The sequence below is a fragment of the Amycolatopsis sp. lyj-84 genome (assembly GCF_046549075.1).
Classification (GTDB): domain Bacteria; phylum Actinomycetota; class Actinomycetes; order Mycobacteriales; family Pseudonocardiaceae; genus Amycolatopsis.
In genome coordinates, this window is the sequence record NZ_JAJPWO010000002.1 from 559,857 (window position 1) to 574,956 (window position 15,100).

Below are 15,100 nucleotides of genomic sequence, written 5' to 3' on the forward strand. Positions count from 1 at the left end.
TCCTATGCGGGGAAAGGCCCCTTCAGCTCAGTTGAAGAGCGCCGGGAGGGTCTTCTCCCAGGTCTCCCGAAGCTCGTCCAGGGTGAACTCGGTGATGTCCTGGAGTTCGAGCGAGCCCGACTCCGGGTCCACCACACCGGTCTTGCGCCACGGCAGGCCGCGCGCGGTCAGCATCTCGGTGAACCGCAGTTCCTCGGTGCGCGGCACGGCGACCAGCACCCGGCCCGCGGACTCGGAGAACAGCTGCACGAACGGGTCCTGCTCCGAATCGAGGAAGACGCGGGCGCCGCACTGTCCGATGAGGACGGTCTCGACGAGCGTCTGGATCAGGCCGCCGTCGGAGACGTCGTGCGCGGCGGAGATCATGCCGTCGCGGGAACCGGCGATGAGGATGTCGGCGAGCAGCTTCTCGCGCGCCAGATCCACGCGAGGCGGAAGTCCGCCGAGGTGGCCGTGCAGTTCGCGCGCCCACGCGGAACCGTCCAGCTCGTCGTGGGTCTCGCCCAGCAGCAGCAGGGTTTCCCCGGCCTCGGCGCCGATGCCGGTCGGGATGCGGCGGGTGACGTCGTCGATCACACCGAGCACGCCGACCACCGGCGTCGGCAGGATGGCCACGTCACCGGTCTGGTTGAAGAAGCTGACGTTGCCACCGGTGACCGGGATGCCGAGCTCGACACAGCCGTCGGCCAGCCCGTGCACGGCCCGTTCGAACTGCCACATCACGCCCGGGTCGGTCGGCGCGCCGAAGTTCAGGCAGTCCGACACCGCGACCGGCTTCGCGCCGCTGGTGGCGACGTTGCGGTACGCCTCGGCCAGCGCGAGCTTCGCGCCCTCGTACGGGTCGAGGAAGACGAACTTGCTGTTGCAGTCGGTCGAGACGGCGACGCCGCGGCCGGTCGACTCGTCGATCCGGATGACGCCGGAGTCCGACGGCTGCGCGGACACGGTGTTACCGCGCACGTAGCGGTCGTACTGGGAGGTCACCCATTCCTTCGAGGCCTGGTTCGGCGACGAGATCAGCTTGAGGATGTCGGCGCGCAGTTCGTCCGGAGTGGACGGACGCGGCAGCTTCGCCGAGGTGTCGGCCTGCAGGGCGTCCTGTGTGGACGGACGCTGGATCGGGCGGTCGTACACCGGGCCCTGGTGCGCCACGGTGTGCGCCGGGACGTCGACGACGATCTCGTCGTCCCAGGTGATGACCAGGTGCTCGCCGTCGGTGACCTCGCCGATGTCGGTGGCGATGACGTCCCACTTCTCGCAGACCTTCATGAACGCCTCGACGTTCTCCGGCGAGACGACCGCGCACATGCGCTCCTGCGACTCGCTGGACAGCACCTCCGCCGGGGTCATCCCGGTGGCGCGCAAGGGAACCCGGTCGAGGTAGATGTGCATGCCGCCGTCACCGGCGGCCGCCAGCTCCGAGGTCGCGCAGGAGAGCCCGGCGCCGCCGAGGTCCTGGATGCCGACAACGAGCTTCTGCGCGAACAGTTCGAGACAGCACTCGATGAGCACCTTCTCGGTGAACGGGTCGCCGACCTGGACGCTGGGCAGCTTCTTGCGGCCGCCCGAGGATTCGTCGCCGGAGAACGTGTCACTCGCCAGCACGGACACGCCGCCGATGCCGTCGAGGCCGGTGCGCGCGCCGAACAGGATGATCTTGTTGCCCTTGCCGGAGGCGAAGGCAAGGTGCAGGTCCTCGACGCGCATCGCGCCGACGCACAGGGCGTTGACCAGCGGGTTGCCGGAGTAGCTCGGGTCGAACACGAGCTCGCCGCCGATGTTCGGCAGGCCGAGGCAGTTGCCGTAGCCGCCGACGCCGGCGACCACACCGGGCAGCACTCGGCGCGTGTCGGGCGCGTCGGCCGGGCCGAACCGCAGCGCGTCGGCCACGGCCAGCGGGCGCGCGCCCATCGCCATGATGTCGCGCACGATGCCGCCGACGCCGGTCGCGGCACCCTGGTAGGGCTCCACGTAGGACGGGTGGTTGTGGCTCTCGACCTTGAAGGTGACCGCCCAGCCCTCGCCGATGTCGACGACGCCGGCGTTCTCGCCGATGCCGGCGAGCATCTTCTCCTTCATCTCGGGAGTGGCCGTCTCACCGAAGTAGCGCAGGTGCTTCTTCGAGGACTTGTACGAGCAGTGCTCGCTCCACATCACCGAGTACATCGCCAGTTCGGCGTCGGTCGGACGGCGGCCGAGGATCTCCCGGATCCGGGCGTACTCGTCTTCGGCGAGGCCGAGCTCGACGTACGGCTGGGTCTGCTCCGGAGTTGCCTCGGCGCGTGCGGTGGTGTCGACGTCGGTGCTGGTCACGGTGTCCACATCAGGGTTCGCCACGGCCGCCAGAATAAGGGAGAGGGTTGTTCACCTTGCGGTCGCCCACGCATAAATCGGTCGCGCCGATGGTGGTGATCCGCTTACCGTCGATAATCGTGCTTTCCGCCACATACCCCCTTCCGCGACTACGCCTGCCCGCCAAGCCGACGGCCTGGCGGTACCTCGTCAGGATGATGCTCGCGCGCCCGGGACTGCTCGCCGTCTCGGCGATCAGCGGTGCGCTCTGGTCGCTGCCGATCGCGCTGCTGCCGGTCGCGATCGGCCGGGGCATCGACGCGATCGGCCGCGGTGACTCGGCCGACGTCTGGCAGTGGGGGCTCGCGGCCGCCGGGCTCGGGATCGCGCAGACACTCGCGGGCACGGTGCAGCACTTCGCGTCCTACGGCTGCTGGATCCACGGCGCCGGGGTCACCCAGCGGCTCGCCACCGAACACGCGGCGAAGCTGGGCGTGAACCTGCGGGACACGACCACCACCGGTGACGTGGTCGCGATCACCACCAGCGACATCAACCCGATCGGCGACTCCTTCGAGGTACTCGGCCGGGCCTTCGGTTCGCTGATCGCGTTCATCGTGTGCGCGACGGCGCTGCTGACGACGTCCCCGCTGCTCGGGCTGGTCGCGCTGGTCGGCGTGCCGCTGGCGGTGGTGGGCATCGGCCCGCTGCTGAAGCCGCTGGAGAAGCGCCAGACGAAACAGCGCGAGGAGAAGACCGACGTCAACGCGCTGGCCGCGGACATCGTCTCCGGCCTGCGGATCCTTCGCGGCGTCGGCGGTGAGAAGCAGTTCCTCGACCGCTTCCGCCGCTCCAGTCAGCGGGTCCGGGCGGCCGGTGTCCAGGTCGGCCGCAGCGAGGCGTGGCTTTCGGCGGCGGAGGTCGCGCTGCCAGGGCTGGTCACGGTGGTCATCACCTGGCTGGGCGCGCAGCTGGCGATCAACGGCAGCATCGGCGTCGGCGAACTGATCACGTTCTACGGCGTCTCGGTGTTCCTGGTGATCCCGGTGACGACGGCGACCGAGTTCGCGGGCGTGCTGAGCGCCGCGCTGGTTTCGGCGCGCAAGGTGTGCAAACTGCTGACCACCGAACGCACGCTCGCCGAACCGGCGGCGCCGGTCCCGCTGCCGGAAGGCCTGCTGGACCTGTACGACGGGACGTCCGGGATCAAGGCCGAGGCCGGGAAGCTGACCGTGATCGACGTCGGCGCCGATGCCGAGGCGGTGGCTTCGCGGATGGCGCGGTTCACCGATCCGAGTGAACCTGCCCTGGTCGGCGGGGTCCCGGTGGATCAGGTCGCCCTCGGCGAACTGCGGCGTCGGGTGGTCTACGCCCACAACCAGGACATCTGGTTCTCCGGGGTGCTGCGCGAGCAGGTCGCCCCCGCGGAGCCTGGCGACGTCGAGATCACCGAAGCGCTGTACGCGGCGGACGCCGACGACATCGTGGAGGCGCTGCCCAACGGCGTCGACGAGGTCATCGGCGAACGCGGACGCGAGGTTTCCGGTGGTCAGCGGCAACGGCTGAACCTGGCCCGCGCGCTGGCGACCGACGCCGACGTCCTGCTGCTCGACGAGCCGACTTCGGCCGTCGACGCGCATACCGAAGCTCGCATAACCGAACGCGTCGCGAAGCTGCGGCGCGGCAAGACCACCGTCGTGTTCAGTCAGAGTCCATTGTGGACGCATGTGGCCGATGTGGTCGTGAGTACGAAAGTGGTGGCCTGAAGACGGAGTTGCCGCGCCCGCCTTTGGCCGAAGGCCTCGCGAATCCGTTGGCGGGCCGAAGGCCCTCCTGCGGATTCGCGACGACCACCTCGGGGGTAAGGAAATGACAGCATGAAGAAGCTGCCGCTGGCAGACAAGAAAGACGTCCGACGCTGGATAAAGGAGACCGCGCGGGACAACAAGCGCGAGTTCTCCGTGATGCTCGGCCTGTTCTGCGTCGCGACCGCGATCGGGCTGGCCGGGCCGCAACTGCTGGGCTCGCTCGTGGACGAGGTCGTCGAAGGCACGACGACCACCACGATCACCTGGCTCGCGGTCGCGTTCGTGGTCGTACTGGGCGCGCAGGCGTGGTTCAAGGGCCTCGCGCGGCTGCGCGCGCGAGTGTTCGGCGAGCGGATCCTGGCACGCAACCGCGAGGAGTTCGTCGGGAACGCACTGAACCTGCCGCTGGGCACGGTCGAAGCGGCGGGTACCGGTGACCTGCTCAGCCGGGCGACCACTGACGTCAGCCGCATCGACCACGCGGTGCGGTTCGGCGCGCCGGAGATCCTGATCGCCGCGGTCACGGTGGTGTTCACGGTGGTGGCGATGGTGATCACGTCGCCGTTCCTGGCGCTGGGCCTGCTGATCGCGCTGCCGCTGCTGGTGCCGGTGAACATCTGGTACCAGCGACGGGTGCCGGACGTGATGCGGCGGATGCTGGACCGCTGGTCCGAGCTGCAGTCGACCACGCACGAGACCGCGGAGGGCGCGCGGACGGCCGAGGCGCTGAACCTGACCGGCCGCCGGGTGAAGAGCGGGCACGACGGTCTCGACGAGGCGATGCTGGGCGAGCGCAAGATCCGGGCGCTGCAGATGTGGTGGATCCCGTCGCTGGAGATCAGCTACGTGCTGCCGGTGCCGGTGATGCTCGGGCTGGGCCTGCTCGCCTACTCGAACGGCTGGGAAGGGCTCGGCACGATCACCGCGATGCTGCTGTATTCGCAGGTCATGACGGGTCCGCTGAACGAAGCGCTGTTCTGGCTCGCGGACATGCAGGTCGCCGGTGCCTCGCTGCGACGGCTGCTGGGGGTGCGGCCGTCTTCCTCGGCGGCTTCGGTTTCGGAAGCTCCGCGCGGTCAGGACATCGAGGTCCGCGACGTGCGCTTCGGCTACAACGCGGACCGCGAGGTACTGCACGGGATCGACCTGCGGGTGCCCGCCGGTGAACGGCTGGCGATCGTCGGGCCGTCGGGTGCGGGCAAGTCGACGCTGGGACGGCTGCTGGCCGGGATGTCGGCGCCGACGTCGGGTTCGGTGCGGATCGGCGGGGCCGAGGTGTCGACGCTGCCGGACGACGTCCTGCGCGGTGAGGTCCTGCTGCTGACCCAGGAGCACCACGTGTTCGCGGGAACGCTGCGGGACAACCTCACGCTGCCCGCCGGTGACTGGTCCGACGAGCGGCTGCTGGCCGCACTGGCCTCGGTCGGCGCGTCGGAGTGGGTGGCCGGGCTGCCGGACGGGCTGGACACGAAGGTCGGGGCCGGGGCGGTCGCCGTCCCGGCGGCGATGGCGCAGCAGCTGGCGCTGGCGCGGGTGGTCCTGGCCGACCCGCACACCCTGGTGCTGGACGAGGCGACGTCGCTGCTGGACACGGGTTCGGCGCGGGAACTGGAGCGGTCGCTGAGCGCGGTGCTCGAGGGGCGCACGGTGATCGCGATCGCGCACCGGCTGCACACCGCGGCCGCGGCGGACCGGGTCGCCGTCATCGAGGGCGGCAAGGTGACCGAGCTGGGTTCGCACTCGGAGCTTTTGGCGGCGGATGGGCCTTACGCGGCTCTGGTGGCCGCTGCCTCCTGAAGTGCTATGAAAGTCCCCTTCATTGCAAATTTTGCAATGAAGGGGACTTTCATAGCACGCGCTCAGGCGGAAACGGTGTCTCCCCAAGGGCGCCCCGCGCCCGACGGAGACTTCACATCGCGCGCCGCCCTTCGGCGCGTTTACGTCAGCGCGCGATCAAAGACAGGGCATCCACGGCGCTGTAGAACATGCCGAGGCCGTCATCGGAGGGCCCGGTGAGAGCGTCGATGGCGTGCTCCGGGTGCGGCATGAGACCGACCACACGGCCGTTCTCGCTGCGGATCCCGGCGATGTCGTTGCGCGAGCCGTTCGGGTTGCCGCCGGCGTAGCGGAACACGACGCGGCCTTCGCCCTCCAGCTCGTCGAGGGTGGCCTGCTCGGCGACGAAGCAGCCGTCGATGTTCTTCATCGGGATGAGGATCTCGGCGTCTTTGTCGTACCGGGTGGTCCACGCGGTGTCGTTGTTCTCGACCCGCAGCCACTGGTCACGGCAGATGAAGTGCAGGCCCGCGTTGCGGATCATCGCGCCCGGCAGCAGCCCGGCCTCGCACAGGATCTGGAAGCCGTTGCAGATGCCCAGCACCGGCATGCCCTGGTGGGCGGCCTCGATCACCGACGACATCACCGGCGCGAACCGCGCGATGACGCCGGCGCGCAGGTAGTCGCCGTAGGAGAAGCCACCCGGGATGACGACCGCGTCGACCCCCTTGAGGTCCTCGTCGGCGTGCCACAGCGGGACGGCTTCGGCGTCGGCGTAGCGGACCGCGCGGGCCGCGTCACCGTCGTCGAGCGTGCCCGGGAAGGTGATGACCCCGATCCGCGCGCTCACGCGTCGACCCGCTTGATGGTCCACTGCTCGATGACGGGGTTCGCGAGGAAACCTTCGGCGATCTTTTCGAGTGTCGCATCGTCGACGGAGTCGTCGACCTCGATCTCGAAGTGCTTGCCCTGGCGGATCTCAACGATCCCCGTGAAGCCGAGACGACCGGACGCGCCGAGCGCGGCCTGCCCCTGCGGGTCGAGGATTTCGGGCTTGGGCATGACGTCGACGACGACTCGGGCCACGGCAGGCTGCTCCTTATTCACGCAGGTCGTGGGTACCGCCCGAGCCTACTTCACTACGGTTGCCGCATGACCTACGGGCAGTACGCGCCGCCGAAGAAGCCGAAGACCTGGCTCTGGATCACCCTCGTGCTGGTCTTCGTCCTGATCGCGGGAGGTGTCGCGTTCACCGGCTTCGTGACGCCGGGGTTCTTCAAGTCGAAGGCCGACACCACGTCACGCGCGACGCCGGAGCAGCTGAGCCAGTCGTTCGTGAACGGCGTCAACGAAGATCGGGTCAGCCAGCTCTGGTGCGCTATCCGGTCGAAGCGGTCTTACGCCTTCGAGCAGGCCATGGCCACCGCCGCGGGCGCACAGCTCAGCACGCCCGCGCACCAGCGTGCGGCACAGGAGTACTCGGCCGCGTTCACCTCCGCCGGCCTGGCCGTCGGGATCGCGATGATCCCCGGCGAAGGCGGCTGGTGCGTGCGCGACGCCAAGGTCGGTGGCGAGCCCGAGCCCCTGCCGGGCATCGAAACGCGGCCGTCGCCGCGCCCCGACGTCAAGACCGGGGAGGAGGCGGGGACCAAGTTCGTCGACGCGATCAACGCCCGTGACATCCCGTCCGCGTTGTCCGTGCTGTGCGACAAGGTGCCCGACACCACCCGCGACGGCGTTCAGCAGGTCATCCACGGCGAGGCGAGCTACACCGTCGACAAGGCCGACGTGCTGACCACCGCCGAGCAGACGATCCTGCACCTCTCCGGTCTCATCGACGGTGTCCAGGGCCCGGGGCGGATCGAGACCGAGGACGGCGCCGAAGGCGGCCCCTGCGTGACCTCTTTTTCACCCGACTCCGACTGAGCGCGCCTCAATCCTTCGACTGGGGGATGCTCGGAGCGCGGCGCTGGGCCAAGATGAGCCCATTGGCGGGGCGCCAACACCGGGTGAGCAGCAGCAGGAGGCACCGTGGCCGATCAGGACTCCTTCGACTACGTCATCGTCGGCGCGGGCAGCGCGGGATGCGTGCTGGCGAACCGGCTGAGCGAGGATCCGTCAGCACGGGTGCTCCTGCTCGAGGCGGGCGGCGAGGACGACGCCGACGAGATCCACATCCCCGCCGCGTTCCCCGGCCTGTTCAAGACGAAGTGGGACTGGAACTACGAGACGGTCGAGCAGAAGCACACCGGCAAGACCCTGTACTGGCCGCGAGGGAAGACGCTCGGCGGCTGCTCGTCGATCAACGCGATGATCTACATCCGCGGCAACCGCGCGGACTACGACGGCTGGCGTGACGGGCACGGCGCCGAGGGCTGGGGTTTCGACGACGTCCTGCCGTACTTCAAACGGGCGGAGGGGAACCAGCGGCTCGGCGGGCCGCTGCACGGCACCGATGGGCCACTGAACGTCGAGGACCGCCGCTTCACCCACGAGCTTTCCCACGCCTGGGTGGATTCCGCGGTCGCGTGGGGTCTCAAACGCACTGACGACTTCAACGGCGAGTCGCAGGAGGGCGCCGGCGTCTACCAGGTGACGTGCAAGAAGGGCCGCCGCTGGTCGACGGCCGACGCGTACCTGCGGCCCGCTTTGACCCGCCCGAACCTCACTGTGCGAACCCACGCGCAGGCGACCCGCATCGTCTTCGAGGGCACGCGCGCGGTCGGCGTGTCCTATTTGGACAAAGGCGTGGAGACCACGGTGCGCGCGTCCGCCGAGGTCCTGCTCAGCGGCGGCGCGGTGAACTCGCCGCAGCTGCTGATGCTGTCCGGCGTCGGCCCGGCGGAACATCTGCGGGAGCACGGGATCGACGTCGTGGCCGCCCTTCCCGGCGTCGGCGAGAACCTGCACGACCACCCGGCCTGCGGGATCATCTGGTCGACCCGCGGCACCACCGATCTGGTGGACGCGGCGACGCCGGGCGGCCTGGTGCGCTACCAGCTCACCAAACGCGGCCCGCTGACCTCGAACATCGGCGAAGCGGGCGCGTTCTTCCCCGCCGCGGACGGCGCTTCGCCGCCGGACATGCAGATCCACGTCGCGCCGACGTTGTTCTACGACAACGGGATGCGCGAGCCGACGGTGCCGGGCTTCACGTCGGCGGCGACCCTGGTCGACGTCGCGAGCCGGGGCCGCCTGCGGCTGAAGTCGTCGAATCCGTTGTGGAAGCCCGAAATCGACCCGGCCTACTACGCCGAATCCGTGGACATGGAGAAGATGCTGGCCGGGATGCGGGCCCTGGTGGAGATCGGGAAGTCCGGTCCGCTGGCGCGTTACCTGGACAAGCCGTTCCTGCCGGAGCGCCACGACCTGAGCGACACCGAACTGGCCGACTACGTGCGCGAGAAGACGCAGACGCTCTATCACCCGGTGGGGACCTGCTCGATGGGGACGGGCGAGAACGCCGTCGTCGACCCTTCGCTGAAGGTGCGCGGGGTGGACGGGCTTCGCGTGGTGGACGCGTCGGTGATGCCCGTGGTGCCGCGCGGGAACACGAACGCGCCGACGATCATGGTCGCGGAGAAGGCGGCGGACCTCATCCGCGGCGGGTGACCGTCCCTTTCACGCTCCCGGCCGTGTAATGAACGGGACTTTCATTGCAAAATTTGCAATGAAAGTCCCGTTCATTACACGCGGGGGTTGACTCAGCGCTTCCCGTGCAGGACGGTGATCAGCTTCGCCACCAGGGCGTCGGTCTTTTCCTTGCGGGAGAACGAGGTCAGCACGATCGGCGCGGTGAACCGCTGCCGCGCGACGGCCTTCGGCCTGGCGAACTCGCGCAGGCCTTCCGGGCCGTGGATCCGGCCGAAGCCCGAGTCGCCGACGCCACCGAAAGGCAGCGAAGCGATACCGGCGAAGGAAAGCGGCGCGTTGATCGACGTCATGCCGGTGCGCAGGCGGGCGGCCAGTTCGAGGCCGCGCGACTTCGAGAACACCGTCGAACCGAGGCCGTACTTCGTGTCGTTGGCCTTCTCGACGGCCTCGTCCATGTCGCGGACCTTGGCGATGGTGACGGTCGGGCCGAACGTCTCCTCTTGGACCGCCGAGGAGTCTTCCGGCACGTCGACGAGCACTGTCGGCTGCACGTAGCGGTCTCCGACCGCGTCGACGCCGCCGACCAGCGCCTTGCCGCCGCGTTCGATGGCGTCCGCGATGTGGCGCTTGATCACCGCGAGCTGCGAAGGCATCGTCACCGGGCCGTACTGCGCGGCCTCGTCCGAACCGGCCCGCACGTCCTTCGCCTTCTCGACGACCTTCGCGACGAACTCGTCGTGCACGCGCTCGTGGACGTACACGCGCTCGACGCCGATGCAGGTCTGGCCCGAGTTGGAGAACGCGCCCCAGACGGTCGCGTCGGCGGCGGCTTCGAGGTCGGCGTCCGCGTCGACCAGGACGGCGTCCTTGCCGCCGGCCTCGATGATCACCGGAGTCAGGGTCTCGGCGGCCGCAGCCATGATCTTCTTGCCCGTGCCGGTCGAGCCGGTGAAGGCGATCTTGTCCACTCCTGTGCCGACGAGCGACGCGCCGGTCTCGCCGAAGCCGGTGATCAGCTGCAGCACCGGCCACTCCGGGACGACCTCGGCGAAGGCGTCGACCAGCCATTTCCCGACGCCCGGCGTGTACTCGCTCGGCTTGAAGACGACGGTGTTGCCGGCGGCGAGGGCGTACGCGATGGAGCCGAGCGGGGTGAAGACGGGGTAGTTCCAGGGGCCGATCACGCCCACGACACCGAGCGGCTGGTACTCGACCGTCGCCGCCTGGTTCGACATCATCAGCCCGGCCGCGCGGCGCTGCTTGCCGAGGATCTTGCGCGCGTTCTTGCCCGCCCACGCGATGTGCTCGATGGCGAGGACGCTCTCCAGCTGCGCGTCGGCGAGCGGCTTGCCGGTTTCGTCGCGCACGACCTGGCACAGCTGCGGCAGCCGCCGGGTGATGACGCCCTTCCAGCGGCGCAGCCGCTCCGCGCGCCCGTCGTAACCGAGCCCGGCCCACCACTCGGCGGCGTCCCTCGCGCGGGCGACGGCGGCGCGGACGTCCTCCCTGCTGTGCACCGGGTAGGTGCCGACGACCTCGTCGGTCGCCGGGCTGAGGGAATCGAAGGTCTCCCCCACGCTGTGCGCGGTCGGCTTCGGCTGGACTGCGGTCATCGACTTCTCCCGTGTCTCGGCTCAAAGCCCAGGCTACGACGTTACTGACGGCGTGCCAATAGCTCTGGGGTGTGCCACCAGCATTCCACAGGAGACAAGGGCCGCGAGGACACCGAGCAGCGGGCACAGCCACACCGGCAGCACCCCGATCGCCAGCGAACCCAGCCCGAACCCCGAAGCCTGCACGGTGAAAGCCAGCGAGAAGCCCTCCGCCCGCCGTCGTTCCGGCAGGAGTTTCTGCAGGTTGACCGACGAAACGGCCATCAGCGGGCCAGTGCAGAGCCCGATCAGCGCGACCCCGCCGAGCAGCACGGCCCATCCGAAGCCCGCCGAAACCACGATCCCGCCGAGCACGAAGCCCGCCAGGAACAGCCGAGGATCACCGGCCTTCCCCCGCGCCGCGTAGAGCGCGCTCCCGGTGATGCTGGCGACGCACAGCACGATGATGACGACCGCCGTCGTCGAATCGGGGGCGCCGAGGCGCTGGACGAGCGGCAGCAGGCCGACTTCGATGGTCGACAGCAGCAGTCCGACGGTGAACAGCCCCATCAGCCAGGGCACACAGGCGGCGATCGGGATCGCCTGGTGCTCGACCGTCCTTTGTGGATCACGGGAGACGGTTCGCCGTGGCACGAACAGGGCCGCGAGCAGCGCGACGACGGCCATCGCGAGCACCGGGACGGCCGGACCGGACGTCGCCAGGAGCGCCACCAGCAGCGGCCCTCCGACGATGACGCCTTCGAGGATCATCGCGTCGATCGAAACGGCGCGAGGCAGTTCCTCCTCGGTCACCGTTCCGGCGAGCAGCGTCCGGAAGCCGCCGTTCAGCCCGCCCGCGACCAGGCCCGGCGGGATCGCCAGCGCGAGCAGCACCAGGTCCGGGGCGCCCGCGGACGCGACCGCGGCCAGCAGGAACAGTCCCGCGGCGACCAGCGACAGCATCACGACGAGACCCCGCGCGGGTCCGACGCGGTCGAGCAGCCGCCCGGTCGGCACGGCGCCTGCCATTTCGGCGGCGACGAAGACGGCCATCATGATCCCGCCGAGCCGGTACGAGCCGGTCGTCGCGGTGGTCAGCACGGTGAAGGCCAGCGGCGCCATCGTGGCGGGCAGCCGGTTCAGCTGCACCCCCGCCGACCAGCGCCAATACCCGGAGTTGCGGAGCAAGGTCATAGCAGGAGACCCTGCCGGACGCGGCCTGGCGAGAACCATTGATTAGGGCATAGCCTAATCAGATGATCGAGCTGGTCCTGACCGCCGAGAGCGCCAACCGCGTCCGCTTCGGCATCTCCCCGCTCGACGAGACCATGGGCGCGATGCAGACCCTGCTCGGACGGCGCGGGCATCCGAGTCACCTGCCGTGGCTGCGCGAGGCCGCCGCGAAACTGCCGGACCTGCCCATCGACGACTTCGCCAAGGTGATGAGCGCGCGGCACTACATCACCGACTTCCTCAGCCCGCCGCCGAGCGGGCCGGAGACCACCGCGTCGGCCCAGCTCGCCGAAATCCGCCGCACGCCGCCGGAGCAGGTCGCGCGCGAACTGTCCAAAGTGGACGCCGACCTGAGCGGGCTCCCCGACGACCCGGCCGAGGCCAGGGATCTGCTGGCCGCCCAGATGGAGATCGCCTGGACCGAACTGGTCGAACCGCACTGGCCGCGGATGCGCCGGTTCCTCGTCGCCGACATCGAGGAACGCTCGAGACGGCTGGCCGCGGGCGGCGTCGCGCTGGTGCTGGACGACATCCACCCGCGCGTGCGGCTCGTCGACGACGTCCTGGTGATCGAGATGAAGGAACGCAGCCGCTTCCCCCTCGACCGGCGGGGGCTCCTGCTGATCCCCGGCGTCTTCGCCTGGCCGTCGGTCGGGGTGATCACGATGGAACCGTGGCAGCCGTCGCTGCTCTACCCGGCGCGCGGTGTCGCCGAACTCTGGTCGGAGCCCGGCCGCCCGTCCGGTGCGCTGGCCGGGGTGCTCGGCCGCACCAAGGCCGCGCTGCTCACGACGCTCAACGAGCCCGCGAGCACCACCGAGCTGGCGCGAAGGCTGGACTTCTCCGCGCCGACGGTCTCACAGCACTTGACCGCGATGCGCGCGGCCGGCCTGCTGGACACGCGGCGGCGCGGGCGCGAAGTCCGCTATCTGCGCACCGAACTTGGCGACGCCCTCCTCCGGGCATAGGCTGGAAATGACCTACCGCGAAGGAGAACACCGATGCGTATTGTCCACTTTGGACACGCTTGCACCCTTCTGGAGACCGAGGGCGCGCGGATCCTGATCGACCCAGGCACCTTCTCGGTGGGTTTCGAAGGCGAACGTGAGCTGGACGCCATCCTGATCACCCACCAGCATTTCGACCACCTCGACGCGGAGAGGCTGCCCGCGCTGCTGGAGGCGAACCCCGGCGCGCAACTGATCGTCGACCCCGGCTCGGCCGACGCCGTGCGGAAGCTCGGCGCCGAGTTCCAGATCGCGAATCCCGGGGACGCCTTCGGTATCGGCTCCAGCGGCGTCAACGTCGTCGGTGGTGAGCACGCGGTGATCCACGAGGACATCCCGGCGATCCCGAACGTCGGCTACATCGTCGACCACGGCGCCTTCTACCACCCGGGCGACTCGTTCTTCGTGCCCGAGCAGAAGATCGACGTCCTCGGCCTGCCGACCGGCGCGCCCTGGCTCAAGGCGGGCGAAGCGGTCGACTACCTGCGCGCGGTCTCCCCGCGTCTCGCGGTGCCGATCCACGAAGCCGTCCTGGCGCGGCCGCAGATGCACTACGGCCTGTTCGCCAACCTCGCCCCGGAAGGCACCGAGGTCAAGGTCCTCGACGTCGGGGAGCCGGTCAAGCTTTAGCGCGCCGGTAAGCGAGCTTCCGCACCAGGATCTCCGCCGGGCCCCGGTAACCCTTGCGGTGCATCAGGTACGCGACGACGACCGACAGCAGCCACACGCCCAGACCGCAGGCGGCCGCCACGAACGTCGGGTCACTCGTCTGGCCGCCCAGACCCAGCATGAACGGGGGCGCCAGGATCAGCCACGCCACCGACTGGAACAGGTAAGCGCTCAGCGTGCGCTGGCCGAGGGCGGAGATCGCGGTCACGACCACGCCTCGCTTCTTGTCGACCGCCATGCCGATGAGGCCGAACAGGCTGATGTAGCCGACGGCGCCGAACAGACCGCCTCCCTCGTACAGCATTTTGGCGAATCCGGCGGTCTCGGCGTCGAGCTGCAGGTAGTCACCGGCGAAGAGGCCCATCGGCAGCCCGGCCGCGATCGCGACGCCGAATCCGCCGAACACGCCGACGAGGAGAAGGTTCCGATTCGGCTCCTCCAGAATCCGCTTCTTCGCGGCCCACGCGCCGACCCAGACGAAGAGGATCGAAGGCAGCAGGATCGCCGTGATGGCAGGCCATTCCGTGAGGCGCGCACGCAAGGCATCGCCATAGGTCGGTGCCAGGGACGACACGTCTTCCGGTGACGGGACCGGCGCGTTCCCGGAGTTCCCGGTGAGCACCAGATACATCAGCACGGCGAGGTAGCAGCCGGCGAAACCCAGGTACAGCGCCGGAATTCGATAGAACCCTTTACCGCGTCGCAAGAGCAGCAGGACGAACACCACGCCGATGAGCCCGTACGCGCCGAGCACGTCACCGGAGAAGAACAGCACCCCGTCGACGGCACCGAAGGCCAGCAGCCACGCGTGCCGCCGCAGCAGGACGCCACGCGTCCGCGTCCACGACTGCCCCAAAGCCTGCTGCCGGTCGGCGAACTGCACCAGCCCGTAGCCGAGCATCATGCCGAACAACGGCAGCGCGCACGCGTGCACGAACACGAACAGCACCACGAAGTACGGCCGTTCCAGCCCTTCCGGTGTCTGATCGGCTCCCGGTGAGTTCCCCAGAAAGATGCTCGCGGTATGCGCCAGCGCGACCAGCAGGAGCGCGAAACCCCTGGCCAGATCGGGAGCGAGCACCCGCTCACTCGTCGGCAACGACTCCATGTTTCCCCCTTCGAACCCCAT

At 69.3% G+C, this 15,100-nt stretch carries 12 protein-coding genes; 6 read left to right on the forward strand and 6 right to left on the reverse strand.

All coding sequences use genetic code 11. From position 1 onward, the window contains the following. Positions 1–27 precede the first annotated feature (27 nt). Positions 28–2,313, reverse strand: a complete 2,286-nt coding sequence (purL, locus tag ACLJRM_RS07670; protein ID WP_410662849.1) for a phosphoribosylformylglycinamidine synthase subunit PurL — start codon at positions 2,311–2,313, stop codon at positions 28–30. Between the two features lie 119 nt (positions 2,314–2,432). On the opposite strand from purL, the gene ACLJRM_RS07675 reads away from it, so the two are divergent. Both ACLJRM_RS07675 and ACLJRM_RS07680 read left to right on the forward strand, forming a co-directional pair. Further along, the gene (locus tag ACLJRM_RS07675) at positions 2,433–4,058 is read left to right on the forward strand and encodes an ABC transporter ATP-binding protein (RefSeq protein ID WP_410662641.1); all 1,626 of its coding nucleotides are present in this window, start codon (positions 2,433–2,435) and stop codon (positions 4,056–4,058) included. 111 nt (positions 4,059–4,169) lie between these two features. Further along, complete coding sequence (locus ACLJRM_RS07680; RefSeq protein WP_101611285.1) at positions 4,170–5,897, forward strand: ABC transporter ATP-binding protein; 1,728 nt, start codon at positions 4,170–4,172, stop codon at positions 5,895–5,897. 145 nt (positions 5,898–6,042) lie between these two features. On the opposite strand, the gene purQ is transcribed toward ACLJRM_RS07680, so the two are convergent. Together purQ and purS are read right to left on the reverse strand one after the other, a co-directional pair. Beyond that, positions 6,043–6,726, reverse strand: a complete 684-nt coding sequence (purQ, locus tag ACLJRM_RS07685; protein WP_101611286.1) for a phosphoribosylformylglycinamidine synthase subunit PurQ — start codon at positions 6,724–6,726, stop codon at positions 6,043–6,045. Beyond that, entirely contained in the window at positions 6,723–6,962 is a 240-nt protein-coding gene (gene purS / locus ACLJRM_RS07690) for a phosphoribosylformylglycinamidine synthase subunit PurS (RefSeq protein ID WP_101611287.1), read from the reverse strand. Before purS ends, purQ begins: the two co-directional genes overlap by 4 nt. Before the next feature lie 66 nt (positions 6,963–7,028). On the opposite strand from purS, the gene ACLJRM_RS07695 reads away from it, so the two are divergent. Together ACLJRM_RS07695 and ACLJRM_RS07700 are read left to right on the forward strand one after the other, a co-directional pair. Next, positions 7,029–7,802 (forward strand): hypothetical protein, encoded by a 774-nt coding sequence (locus ACLJRM_RS07695; RefSeq protein ID WP_410662642.1) that lies wholly within the window; start codon positions 7,029–7,031, stop codon positions 7,800–7,802. Between the two features lie 105 nt (positions 7,803–7,907). Further along, positions 7,908–9,488: a GMC family oxidoreductase gene (locus ACLJRM_RS07700; RefSeq protein WP_410662643.1), complete on the forward strand. Its 1,581-nt coding sequence runs from the start codon at positions 7,908–7,910 to the stop codon at positions 9,486–9,488. A gap of 92 nt (positions 9,489–9,580) precedes the next feature. Here the strand turns inward: ACLJRM_RS07700 and ACLJRM_RS07705 are convergent, their stop codons facing one another. Next, positions 9,581–11,083: an aldehyde dehydrogenase family protein gene (locus tag ACLJRM_RS07705; protein ID WP_410662644.1), complete on the reverse strand. Its 1,503-nt coding sequence runs from the start codon at positions 11,081–11,083 to the stop codon at positions 9,581–9,583. Positions 11,084–11,116: 33 nt separating this feature from the next. Further along, positions 11,117–12,256 carry an MFS transporter gene (locus ACLJRM_RS07710; protein WP_410662645.1) on the reverse strand — a complete coding sequence of 380 codons (1,140 nt, stop codon included), beginning with the start codon at positions 12,254–12,256 and terminating at the stop codon, positions 11,117–11,119. Positions 12,257–12,318: 62 nt separating this feature from the next. Between ACLJRM_RS07710 and ACLJRM_RS07715 the strand changes: the two genes are divergently transcribed. After that, positions 12,319–13,263 carry a DUF5937 family protein gene (locus tag ACLJRM_RS07715; protein ID WP_410662646.1) on the forward strand — a complete coding sequence of 315 codons (945 nt, stop codon included), beginning with the start codon at positions 12,319–12,321 and terminating at the stop codon, positions 13,261–13,263. A 33-nt stretch (positions 13,264–13,296) separates the two neighbouring features. Next, positions 13,297–13,932: an MBL fold metallo-hydrolase gene (locus ACLJRM_RS07720; protein ID WP_101611293.1), complete on the forward strand. Its 636-nt coding sequence runs from the start codon at positions 13,297–13,299 to the stop codon at positions 13,930–13,932. On the opposite strand, the gene ACLJRM_RS07725 is transcribed toward ACLJRM_RS07720, so the two are convergent. Continuing rightward, positions 13,922–15,079, reverse strand: a complete 1,158-nt coding sequence (locus tag ACLJRM_RS07725) for a DUF418 domain-containing protein (protein WP_410662647.1) — start codon at positions 15,077–15,079, stop codon at positions 13,922–13,924. The two genes, ACLJRM_RS07720 and ACLJRM_RS07725, sit on opposite strands and share 11 nt — an antisense overlap. Between the last annotated feature and the right edge of the window lie 21 nt (positions 15,080–15,100).

What these genes read in the sequence shown, in the direction of transcription:
- ACLJRM_RS07695 (WP_410662642.1), top strand. Translation starts at nt 7,029, where the DNA reads ATGACCTACGGGCAGTACGCGCCGCCGAAGAAGCCGAAGACCTGGCTC.
- ACLJRM_RS07715 (WP_410662646.1), top strand. Translation starts at nt 12,319, where the DNA reads ATGATCGAGCTGGTCCTGACCGCCGAGAGCGCCAACCGCGTCCGCTTC.
- ACLJRM_RS07710 (WP_410662645.1), bottom strand. Translation starts at nt 12,256, where the DNA reads ATGACCTTGCTCCGCAACTCCGGGTATTGGCGCTGGTCGGCGGGGGTG.
- ACLJRM_RS07720 (WP_101611293.1), top strand. Translation starts at nt 13,297, where the DNA reads ATGCGTATTGTCCACTTTGGACACGCTTGCACCCTTCTGGAGACCGAG.
- ACLJRM_RS07705 (WP_410662644.1), bottom strand. Translation starts at nt 11,083, where the DNA reads ATGACCGCAGTCCAGCCGAAGCCGACCGCGCACAGCGTGGGGGAGACC.
- ACLJRM_RS07725 (WP_410662647.1), bottom strand. Translation starts at nt 15,079, where the DNA reads ATGGAGTCGTTGCCGACGAGTGAGCGGGTGCTCGCTCCCGATCTGGCC.
- ACLJRM_RS07680 (WP_101611285.1), top strand. Translation starts at nt 4,170, where the DNA reads ATGAAGAAGCTGCCGCTGGCAGACAAGAAAGACGTCCGACGCTGGATA.